The 11,425-nt window shown below is 73.2% G+C and carries 7 protein-coding genes; all 7 read left to right on the top strand.

Translation table 11 applies throughout. From position 1 onward, the window contains the following. The first annotated feature begins 2 nt into the window (after nucleotides 1-2). Genes asnB through ACLJT4_RS16845 form a run of 7 tightly spaced genes read left to right on the top strand, consistent with a single transcriptional unit; the run spans nucleotide 3 to nucleotide 11,425 of the window. On the top strand, nucleotides 3-1,937 hold the full coding sequence (asnB, locus tag ACLJT4_RS16875; protein ID WP_411123139.1) for an asparagine synthase (glutamine-hydrolyzing): 1,935 nt from the start codon (nucleotides 3-5) through the stop codon (nucleotides 1,935-1,937). A 29-nt stretch (nucleotides 1,938-1,966) separates the two neighbouring features. Beyond that, entirely contained in the window at nucleotides 1,967-4,144 is a 2,178-nt protein-coding gene (locus ACLJT4_RS16870) for a bi-domain-containing oxidoreductase (RefSeq protein WP_411123138.1), read from the top strand. Next, complete coding sequence (locus ACLJT4_RS16865; protein ID WP_411123137.1) at nucleotides 4,141-6,096, top strand: alginate lyase family protein; 1,956 nt, start codon at nucleotides 4,141-4,143, stop codon at nucleotides 6,094-6,096. Before ACLJT4_RS16870 ends, ACLJT4_RS16865 begins: the two co-directional genes overlap by 4 nt. Nucleotides 6,097-6,104: 8 nt before the next feature. Next, entirely contained in the window at nucleotides 6,105-7,643 is a 1,539-nt protein-coding gene (locus tag ACLJT4_RS16860; protein WP_411123136.1) for a right-handed parallel beta-helix repeat-containing protein, read from the top strand. Nucleotide 7,644: 1 nt separating this feature from the next. Next, entirely contained in the window at nucleotides 7,645-8,949 is a 1,305-nt protein-coding gene (locus ACLJT4_RS16855) for an O-antigen ligase domain-containing protein (RefSeq protein ID WP_411123135.1), read from the top strand. 2 nt (nucleotides 8,950-8,951) lie between these two features. Continuing rightward, nucleotides 8,952-10,193: a glycosyltransferase gene (locus ACLJT4_RS16850; protein ID WP_411123134.1), complete on the top strand. Its 1,242-nt coding sequence runs from the start codon at nucleotides 8,952-8,954 to the stop codon at nucleotides 10,191-10,193. Continuing rightward, nucleotides 10,190-11,425 (top strand): class I SAM-dependent methyltransferase, encoded by a 1,236-nt coding sequence (locus tag ACLJT4_RS16845; protein WP_411123133.1) that lies wholly within the window; start codon nucleotides 10,190-10,192, stop codon nucleotides 11,423-11,425. The genes ACLJT4_RS16850 and ACLJT4_RS16845 overlap by 4 nt, the downstream gene beginning before the upstream one ends.

The following is an 11,425-nucleotide window of genomic DNA, read 5'->3' as shown; positions in this document are numbered from 1 at the left end:
ACATGTGTGGCATCGCAGGGACGTACCGATGGCCGGACGGGAAGGTCGTCACCGACCGGCTCACCGACACCCTCGTCCACCGCGGCCCGGACGGGGCGGGCCGGTACGACCACCCCGTCGGGGACGGCGAAGTGTCCCTCGGACACCGCCGGTTGGCGATCATCGACCTGTCCGGGACCGGCGCCCAGCCGATGGTCGCGGGCGGCCTCGCCCTGACGTACAACGGCGAGCTGTACAACGCGCCCGAGCTCCGTGCCGAGCTGGCGTCCGCCGGGGTGCGCTTCCGCGGCACCTCCGACACCGAGGTGCTGTTGGAAGCCTGGCGGCGCTGGGGCACGGACTGCCTGCCCCGGCTGCGCGGCATGTTCGCGTTCGGGATCTTCGACGAGCGGACCGGTGAACTGGTGCTCGCCCGCGATCAGTTGGGCATCAAACCGCTGTTCCTGCTGCGGCGCGGTGCGGGCCTGGCGTTCGCCTCCGAGCTCAAGGCGCTCGCCGCCGCGACCGGCGGCTCGCTGGAGGTGGACCACGCGGCGCTGGTGGCCTCGCTCCTCTACTACTGGGTGCCGGATTCGCGGTGCGCGTTCCGCGAGGCGGAGAAGCTGCCGCCGGGGAGTTGGCTGAGGTGCCGGCCCGACGGCCGGGTGGAGCGCGGCCGGTTCTGGCACCTGCGGGACGTCGCCGCCGAGGGCCGGGAGCGGGCCCGGGCCGGCGAGCTGCCGGACATCGCGGCCGTCGTCGAGGAGTCGACCCGGCGTCACCTGCGCTCCGACGTGCCCGTGGCGACGTTCCTCTCCGGTGGTCTCGACTCCAGTTACCTGACCGCGCTGGCGGCCCGCGACCGGCCCGGGATCTCCGCCTACACGATCGGGTTCCGCGCCGAGGACGCCAGGTTCGAGGCGATGCCGGACGACCTGCGCCACGCCCGGCAGGTGGCCGGGCAGTTCGGCGTCGACCTGCACGAGATCGAGATCGCTCCGAACGTGCTCGACCTGCTGCCGCAGATGACGTACCACCTGGACGAGCCGATCGGCGACCCCGCCGCGATCAACACGTTCCTGATCTGCTCGGCCGCCCGGGAGGCCGGGGTCAAGGTGATGCTCTCGGGGATGGGCGCCGACGAGCTGTTCGCCGGGTACCGCAAGCACCTGGCCAACCTGCTCGCACTGCGCTACCAGCGCGTCCCGCGCCCGGTGCGGCGCGGCCTGTCCCGGGTCGTGGACCGGCTGCCGGTCGCCACGGCCCGCCGGGGATATCGGTCGGTGCGTTTCGCGAAGCGGTTCCTCTCCTTCGCCGAACTGCCGGAGGAGACCGCGTTCCGGCGCAGCTACACGATGTACGACCGGGACGAGTTGCTCGCCCTGCTCGATCCGGACCTGGCCGGGACGGTCCAGGACGTGCTCGCCGAACACGCGGACGTCTATCAGGACAACGACCTCGACGACTTCGTCAACCGCATGTGCCTGGGCGACGCCCGGATGTTCCTGCCGGGCCTGAACCTCGCGTACACCGACCGGTCGAGCATGGCCGCGTCGATGGAGGTGCGGGTGCCGTACGTGGACGTCGAGGTGGTCAGGGCGGCGTTCGCGGTGCCCGGCGACCGCAAGATCGTCGGGCGGCAGGGCAAGGCCGTCCTCAAGGAGGCGGCCACCTCCATCCTGCCGCGGGAGATCGTCTACCGGCCCAAGGGCCTGTTCAGCGCTCCGCTGCGCGCCTGGATGAGCCGGGACCTGGCGCCGCTGGTGCGCGAGGTGGTGCACGACGGCGTGCTCGTCACCTCCGGGCTGCTGCGCCGCGACGCCCTGGCGCGCATGGTCGCCGAGGACGCCACCGGGCAGCGGGACTACTCCAAGCATCTGTGGCATGTGCTGACCCTCGAACACTGGTATCGCGGCGCGACCTCCGGGTCCGGCCCGAGCGCGCGCACGACGGCGTAGAAGACGGCTGAGGAACAAGGGGACTTCGGGTGAAACAGGTTGTGCAGAACTACAAGAGCGGCGAGCTGGCGGTGCTCGACGTGCCGGTGCCGGGGTGCAAGCCGGGCGGCGTGCTGGTCCGCAGCGCCTACTCGCTGATCTCCACCGGGACCGAGCTCATGAAGGTGTCCGAGGCCGGCATGTCGATGCTGGGCAAGGCCCGCTCGCGGCCGGACCAGGTGGCGAAGGTCATGCAGAGCGTGGCCACCAACGGGGTGCCCGCCACCTACCGCAAGGTGATGGGCAAGCTGGACTCCTACACGCCGCTGGGCTACTCGCTGTGCGGGATGGTCGAGCAGGTCGGGACCGGCATCGACGACGTGAAGGTCGGCGACTTCGTGGCCTGCGCCGGCAACGAGCACGCGTTGCACGCCGAGCTGAACTGGGTGCCGAGGAACCTCTACGCCCCGGTGCCGGACGGCCTCGCGCCGCGGCACGCCGCCTTCGGCACCGTCGGGTCGATCGCGATGCAGGGCGTGCGCCGCGGCGAGCCACAGCTCGGCGACGTGGCGCTGGTCATCGGCCTCGGCCTGATCGGCCAGTTGGTGGTGCAACTCCTCGGCGCCTCGGGAGTCCGCGTCGTCGGCGTCGACCCCGACCCGGCGCGCTGCGAGCTGGCCGAGCGTCTGGGCGCCGCGGCCTGCGGCGATCCCGCGTCCGCGGCCATGGAGGCCGCCGTCGCCGAACTCACCGACGGCCACGGCGTGGACCAGGTGTACCTGGCCGCCGGCGGCGGCAGCAACCAACCCGTCGAGCTGGCCGCCCGGCTGTGCCGGGACCGCGGCCGGGTCGTCGACATCGGCAAGTGCCGCCTGGACCTGCCGTGGAACGCGTACTACGAGAAGGAACTCGACGTCCGGTTCTCCCGCAGTTACGGCCCCGGGCGCTACGACCCGGAGTACGAGCTCCAGGGGCGGGACTACCCGATCGGCTACGTGCGCTGGACCGAGCGCCGCAACCTGGCCTGCTTCCTCGACCTCGTCGCCCGCGGCCGCGTCGACGTGGAGCCGCTGGTCTCGCACGTCGCCGCCTTCGACGACGCCGTCGAGACGTACCGGCGCCTGGAGGACGGCGCTCTGAAGGCCGTGGCCGTACTGTTCCGGTACCCCGAACACCCGGGCGCCGGGGAGGTGGCGGCCCCGGCGGTGGCCGTGCCCTCGGTGCAGGTGCGGCGGAGTCCGGCCCGGAGCGCCAGGACACCGGTGCGCCTGGCGTTCGTCGGCGCGGGGAACTACGCGACGTCGATGCTGCTGCCGCACCTGGCCGGGCGCGACGGCGTCGAGCTGTCGGCCGTCGTCACCACGACGGCGCTGTCCGCGGCCAACGCGCAGCGCACGTTCGGCTTCGCCGAGGCGACCACCGACGTCGACGCCGTGCTCGGCGACGAGGCCATCGACGCGGTGTTCGTCGTCACCCGGCACAGCTCGCACGCCGAACTGACCCGGCAGGCGCTGCTGGCCGGCAAGACGGTGTTCGTCGAGAAGCCCCTGGCCCTCACCGAGGACGAGCTGGCCGGCGTGCTCGCGGCGGTGGCGGAGTCCGGCAACGACCGGTTGCAGGTGGGGTTCAACCGGCGGTTCGCGCCGCTGCTGACCGAGGCCAAGCGGCGGTTCGGCACTCGGACCGGCCCGGCGAGCCTGCGCTACCTGGTCAACGCGGGCCGCCTCCAGCACGGCAGCTGGTACCTCCAACAGGGCACCGAGGGCTCGCGGTTCGAGGGCGAGGGCGGGCACTTCATCGACACGGCGAGCTGGCTGCTCGGGGCCGACCCGGTCTCGGTGTACGCCGTCGCCCCGTCCGGCAACGAGGACCTCCAGGTCGTGCTGCGCTACCCGGACGGGTCCCTCGCCACCCTCAGCTACGTCACCACCGGCGCGCCCGGCTTCCCCAAGGAGACGCTGGACCTGGTCGCGGACGGCAAGGTGCTGCGGCTCGACGACTTCGTCCGGGCCTCGGTGCACGGCCCCGAGAAGTGGGTCAGTTCACGGCTGCCCAAGGCCCGGGACAAGGGCCAGAACGCCGAACTGGCCGCGTTCGTCAAGGCCGTGCGGACCGGCGGGCCGATGCCGGTGCCGCTGGAGTCGCTGGTCGCCACCACGACGGCCACCCTCGCCGTGCGGGCCGGCCTGGTCGGCGGCGCGCCGGTGACGTTGGCGAGGGCGCGATGACCGTGATCTCGGGGAGTACGGGCTGGTACCTGCGGCGGCTGTCCCGGATGGCGCCGGCCGAAATCGGCGGCCGGGTGGGCGACGCGGTGCGCAGGCGGCGGTGGCGGTCGGCGCGGCCGCACTGCCCGCGCGTGACCGGTGCCCGGTTCACCGCGGTGCTGCCCGCCGGGGCGCTCTCCGCCATATCTCCGGACGCCGCGAAACGGCTCGTCGCCGAAGCGGACCGGCTGATGGACGGGCACGTCGCGTACTTCGGGGTGGTCCGCGACGACCTGGCCGACCCGGACTGGTGGGCCGATCCGAAGACCGGACGCCGGGCCCCGTCGGGCTACGCCTTCGACGTGCCGTACCGGAACGAGGACGCGGTCGGCGACATCAAGCAGATCTGGGAGCTGTCCCGGCACCAGTACCTCACCGTGCTCGCCGCCGCCCACGCGGTCACCGGGGACGAGCGGTACGCGGAGCGCGTGGCCGCGCACCTGCGGTCGTGGTGGGCGGCCAACCCGCCGCTGCGCGGCGTGCACTGGATCAGCGGCATCGAGCTGGGCATCCGGCTGCTGTCCTGGGTGTGGATCCGCCGGCTGCTCGACGGCTGGCCGGGCGCGGCCGGGCTGTTCGAGGACAACCCGGTGGCGGTGAACCAGATCTGGCACCACCAGCGTTGGCTGGCCGCCTTCCCCAGCCGGGGGTCCTCGGCGAACAACCACGTCATCGCAGAGGCCGCCGGGCAGTTCGCCGCGGGCTGCGCGTTCGGGTGGTTCCCCGCCTCGGCGTGCTGGCGTGCGGACGCGCTGCGGTCGCTGGAGCGGCACCTGCGCGGCAACACCTTCGGTTCCGGCCTCAACCGCGAACTGGCCACCGAGTACCACGGACTCGTGCTGGAACTCGGCCTGGCCGCGCTCGCCGAGGCGGACGCCGCCGGCGTGCCGGTGCCCGCGACCGTCCGGCTGGTGCTGCTGCGGATGACCGACGCGCTCGCGGCCGTCGTCGACGACCGGCTGCGGCCGCCGCGTCAGGGCGACGCGGACGACGGGCACGGTCTGGTGGTCGACGGCGCGGGCACCGACCGCTGGGCCTCGCTGCTGGCGACCGGCGACGCCGTGTTCGGCCGGCTCGCCTGGTGGCCGACGGTGACGGGCACCGATGTGCGCACCCCGTTGCTGGCCGCGCTGATCGCACCTGACGTGCGGGACGTGGCCCGCCCGGCGAGCCGGCCGGCGCACTTCGCCGACGCCGGGATGACCGTCCTGCGCGGCCCGGCGGGGATCTGGTGCCGCTGCGACGGCGGTCCGCACGGTTTCCTGTCGATCGCCGCACACGCCCACGCGGACGCGCTGTCCGTGGAGGTGCGGCAGGACGGGATCGATGTGCTCGCCGACCCGGGGACGTTCTGCTACCACGGGCAGCCCGAGTGGCGGCAGTACTTCCGCTCGACCCTCGGCCACAACACCCTGCAACTGGACGGCGGTGACCAGTCCGGTTCCGGCGGCCCGTTCCTGTGGACCCGGCATGCCCGCAGCCGCGTCCTGGTCGCGGACCCGTCCGACGAGGGCGTGGCCCGCTGGTGTGCCGAGCACGACGGATACGAGGGCCGGGTGCACCGCCGAAGGGTGGAACTTACTTCCGTGCGGCGGGAGTTGAGGATCGTGGACGAGGTGCGCGGCCGGCGCCGGGCCGCGGTGCGCCTCGCGTTCCACCTCGGCCCGGCGATCGTCGCGGACCTGGTGGACGACCGGGCGGTGCTCACCTGGACCCGGGACGGCGAGGACCGCTCCGCGGTGCTCGACCTGCCCGGGCAGCTGCGCTGGCGGGCCCACCGCGGCGAGACCGCTCCGCCGCTGGGCTGGTACTCCGCCGGCTTCGGGCGCAAGGAGCCCGCCACCACCCTGGTCGGCACCGGCTTCGCCGACGGCGCGGAGGGCTTCACCACCGTGCTCAGGTTCCGCGGCTAGGGGGGCGCGTGGGGAGCGAGAGGCGGCACTGGGCGTGGGCGGCGGCACCGCTGGCGCTGGCCCTGCTGGCGGCGACCGGCTGCGAGGGCGCGCAAGACGCCCGGGCGAAGGCGACCGCTGCGCCCGTCACGTCCGGGGCGTCGTCCACGTCCGTGGCCCGGGTGTGCGCCGCACCCGCGGCCGGGCCGACGAAGGCGCCGGCGGGCGCGGTGACGGTCGATCCCTCGGTGGTCGGCGACCTGGCGGCGAAGACCAAGGACAGTCCCCCGCACACCACGTTCTGGCTCCGCCCCGGCACGCACCGGCTCGCCCCGGACCGCTACGCCCAGGTCATCCCCAAGGAAGGGGACCGCTACCTGGGGGCGCCGGGCGCGGTGCTCGACGGCCGGGAGGAGAACCAGTACGCGTTCGGCGGCGGCGCCCGCGACGTCACCCTCCGCTATTTGACCGTGCAGCGTTTCGTCGCGCCGCAGAACGAGGGCGTGGTCAACCACGACTCGGCCGACGGATGGGTGATCGAGCACGCCACGCTCCGGAACAACTCGGGGGCCGGCCTGATGGCCGGCGACCACCAGCGGGTCCGCGCCAGCTGCCTGCGCGACAACGGGCAGTACGGCCTGAACGCGTACACGGCCCGCGGCCGGGTCACCGACCTGGTGGTCGAGGGCAACGAGATCGCGGGCAACAACACCGGTGACTGGGAACGGCGCCGGCCGGGTTGCGGCTGCACCGGAGGGGTGAAGTTCTGGGCCGTCAACGGCGCCGAGGTACGCGGCAACTGGGTGCACGACAACCGCGGAACGGGGGTGTGGGCGGACACCAACAACAACGACTTCCGCATCGAGGACAACGTGATCGAGGCCAACGACGGCGCCGCCCTGATCTACGAGACCAGCTACAACGCGGTCATCCGGAACAACACGATCCGGCGGAACAACTGGGTCGAGGGCCGTCGGGCCGCCGACCGCGGCGACGACTTCCCGTTCGCGACCGTCTACCTGTCCGAATCCGGTGGCGAACCACGGATCCGAGCGCGCACCGACAAGATCGAGATCTACCGGAACGTGCTGGAGAACAACTGGAACGGCATCACCCTGTGGGAGAACGCCGACCGGTTCTGCAACAGCCCGGCCAACACCTCGTCCGGTGCCTGCACCCTGCTGGTCCGGGACACCCACCGCTGCGCGGAGCCGGCGATCGCCAGCGCACCGCTCTACGCCGACTGCCGGTGGAAGACCCAGCGGGTGGACATCCACGGCAACCGCTTCGTGCTGGACCCGTCCGTCGTCACGTGCACGGCGAAGTGCGACCGCATGGCAGTGCTGGCCAACTACGGAACCTACCCGGACTGGTCGCCGTACCAGGGCGACCAGGTGGCCGAGGCGATCACCAGCCGGCAACACAACCGCTGGCACGACAACGTCTACGTCGGACCGTGGAAGTTCGTCGCCCACGATCCCAGCCGGGTCCTCGACGCCGGGCAGTGGCAGGGCACGCCGTACCAGCAGGACGCCGGCAGCACCCTCGCCCCGCAGGCCGGTGGTTGAGATGGGCGGGGGCCTGACGCCCGGTGGGCCGCCGGGCGGACCGGACACGGCGGGCACCCGGCCCGGCGCGGCACCGCGCCCCGCCGGCACGCCGAAGGCCGTCGGGATCGTCTGGGGGTTGCTGGTCCTCAACACGCTCGGCTCCGCCGGGGCGAAGACCGTCATTCCGCTGCCCCGCTCCCTGATCCAGGTGGTCACCATGGGCGCGCTGGTCGCCGCGTTCGTGCTGGCGCTCGTCCTCAATCGCCGACTGCGTGTGCGCCCCAGCGCCTTCTTGTCCCTGCTCACGCTGCTGCTGGTGACGAGTGTGATCTCCAGCGCCCGCCTGGAGTCCGGGTTCGGTGCGCTGTTCCGCTGCGCCCGGCTGGCCCTCTTCGTCGGCACGCTGTGGCTGCTCAGTCGCTGGTGGGACGACGGCCCGACGTTCGTCCGGCACCACGTCCGGACGTACTTCGCGGTGCTCGGATCGGTGGCCGCCGGCCTGGTCGCCTCACCGGGCGCGGCCCTGCCCGACCTCTACGGCGGGCGCCTCGTCGGCGCGCTGTGGCCGCTCACCCCGCCGCAGATCGGGCAGTACGCCGCGGTGATCGTCGGGCTCACCGTGCTGCTGGTACTGGGCCGCCGGGCCGACCGGGCCGGCGCGGCGGTGGTCATCGTGCCGTCACTGGTCCTGCTCGCGTTGACCCACACCCGGACGGCCACGCTCGGGCTGTTCCTCGGGCTGGCGTTGGCGATCGGCTCGCTCCTGCTGACCAGCGCCGCCGCCCGCCGGTTCTTCACCTGGGCGGTGCTGTGCGCCGCGGTGGCCGCGGTGGCGCTCGGTTCCGTGCTGGAGGCGTGGTTCCTGCGCGGACAGAGCCAGGAGAACTTCTCCAGCCTCACCGGGCGGGCCAAGGTCTGGGACGCGCTGCTGGCGGCCCCCCGGTCGACCTCGGAGCAGCTGTTCGGCGTGGGCCTGGGCGACAAGTCGTTCGGCGGGCTGCCGATCGACAACAGCTGGCTGGCCGTCTACAACGAGCAGGGTCTGATCGGCATCGCCCTCGTGGCGGCGCTCCTCCTCGTGCTGGGCGGCGTCGCGTTGCTGCGGCCGCCGTCGCTGCCGAGGGCCTGCGCGATCTTCCTGATCAGCTACTGCGCCATCGCGTCGTACACCGAGGCCGGGTTGGGCGACGCCTCGCCGTACCTGCTGCACCTGGCCCTCGCCGCCGCGCTGCTGGCGACGCCCGCCGCGGCCACGCCCGTCCCCGCGCCCGAAGTTCCCCGACGCCGCGCCCCGCGACGGGCCCAGAGATCGGAGGTGACCTGACCATGCACGTCCTCGTGGTGCACAACCGCTACGCCTCGGCGCAGCCGAGCGGGGAGAACAAGGTCGTCGACCAGGAGGCGGCGCTGCTGCGCGCGGCCGGCCACCGGGTCGAGGTGTTCGAGCGGCGCAGCGACGACATCGCCGCCCGGTCCCTGCCGGGCAAGGCCGCGGTGCCGCTGCTGGTGCCGTGGAACCCGGCGGTCCGCGCGGAACTCACCGCCCGGCTGCGCACCGAACGGCCGGACGTGGTGCACGTCCACAACGTCTTCCCGCTCCTGTCGCCGGCGGTGCTGGCCGCCTGCGCCGACGCCGGTGTGCCCGCCGTCGCCACGCTGCACAACTACACGCAGGTCTGCCCGCCCGGCACGTTGCAGCGGGACGGCCGGCCGTGCACCGAGTGCGTCGGGGCGGCGCCGCTGCCCGCCGTCCGGCACGGCTGCTACCGGGGCTCCCGGCTCGCGACGGTGCCGCTCGCGGTCAGCCTGTCGGTCAACCGGCGGCGGTGGTGGTCCGGCGTGGAGCGGTTCCTCTGCATCTCCGCGGCGCAACGCGACGTCCTGGTGCGGGCCGGCATGCCGGCCGAACGGCTGGCGGTGAAGCACAACTTCGTGCCCGAACCGGACGTCCGCCGAACGGACGCCGGCGAGCACCTGCTCTATCTCGGGCGGCTCGCGGAGGCCAAGGGCGTGCGGCTGCTCATGGCCGCGTGGGACGAGCTCGCGGCGGGCGGCGGGGTGGGCGTGCCGCTCGTGATCGCCGGCACGGGGCCGCTGGAGCGGGAGGTGACCGCCTGGGCGGCGGCCCGGGACGACGTGCGCTACGTCGGCCTGTACGACACGGCGGAGTGCCGGCGGGCCCTCGCGCGCTCGGTCGCCGTGGTGGCTCCCTCGACGTGGCTGGAGGCGTTCGGCCTGGTGGTCGCCGAGGCGATGGCGGCGGGGGTGCCGGCCGTCGCCGCCGGTCACGGCGCGTTCGTCGAGCTCGTCGAGGACGGGGTGAGCGGGCTGCTGCACCGGCCGGGCGAGGTCGCCTCGCTCGCGGCCTGCATGCGCCGGGTCACGACCGAGCCGGCCCGCAACCGGGAGATGGGCCGGGCGGCCCGCCTCCGCTACGAGCGGGGCTTCAGCCCGGCCGTCGGGCTGGAGCGCCTGCTGGAGGAGTACCGCACCGCGATCGCGGGGCGGTCGGCACTGACTCGCGGCGGGGAGACCCGCGCGAGCAGGGGGGATGGGGACAGTAGATGACACGATGCCGACTCTGCGGCTCGGAAGCGCTGGCGAGCGTCGTCGACCTTGGGGCGACGCCACCGTGCGAGAGCTTCCTCGCCGCGGACCAACTGGACACGGTGGAGCCGACGTACCCGCTGCACCTGCGGGTCTGCGCCGACTGCTGGCTGGCGCAGATCCCTCCGCTGATCACGCCGGAGGAGACGTTCACCCAGTACGCGTACTTCTCCTCCTACTCGTCCTCCTGGGTGGAGCACGCGCGCACGTTCGTCGCCGATGCCGTGCGGCGCCTGGCTCTCGGCCCCGACTCCTTCGTGGTCGAGGTCGCGAGCAACGACGGGTACCTGCTGCGGCACATCGTGGACCGGGGGATCCGCTGCCTGGGCATCGAGCCGTCGGTGAACGTCGGTGCCGCGGCCCGGGACGCGGGGGTGCCCACGCGCACGGAGTTCCTGTCCCCGGACACCGGCTCGGCCGTCCGCGCCGAGCACGGCCCGGCGGACCTGGTCGTGGCCAACAACGTGTACGCGCACATCCCGGACGTCGTCGGATTCACCCGGGGACTGCGCGCCCTGGTCGCCGACGACGGCTGGGTCTCCATCGAGGTGCAGCACCTGCTGACCCTGATCGAGGAGAACCAGTACGACACGATCTACCACGAGCACTTCCAGTACTACACGGTCGGTTCCGCGATCCGGGCGCTGGCGAGCGGCGGACTCGCGCTCGTGGACGTCGAGTTGCTGCCCACGCACGGCGGCTCCATCCGACTGTGGGCCCGGCCGGCCGAGGTGGCCGGCGAGTCGAGTCGGCACGTGGCCGACGTGCTGGCCCGGGAGAAGGCCGCCGGGCTACAGGAGCTGTCCGGCTACACCGAGTTCTCCGGTCGCGTGGCCAAGGTCCGCCGGGACCTCCTGACGTTCCTCATCGGGGCGGCCGAACGCGGCGAGACCGTCGTCGGCTACGGCGCGCCGGGCAAGGGCAACACCCTGCTCAACCACTGCGGCATCCGCCCGGACCTGCTCCCCTACACCGTCGACCGCAACCCGTACAAGCACGGCAGGTTCACGCCGGGCACCCGCATCCCGATCCTGCCGCCCGAGCAGATCGCCGCCGACCGACCGGACTACGTCCTCGTCCTCCCGTGGAACCTGCGGGAGGAACTGGTCGAGCAGTTGTCCTTCGTGCGCGCCTGGGGCGGCCGGCTGGTCTTCCCCATCCCGGAACTGAGCATCGTCGAGGTCACGTCGTGA

Origin of the sequence: Streptomyces sp. x-19 (assembly GCF_046549115.1) — a bacterium.
GTDB lineage: Bacteria > Actinomycetota > Actinomycetes > Streptomycetales > Streptomycetaceae > Streptomyces > Streptomyces albulus_C.
The sequence above is the reverse complement of the archived record's forward strand: the minus strand, read 5'-3'. Positions and strand labels throughout refer to the sequence as shown.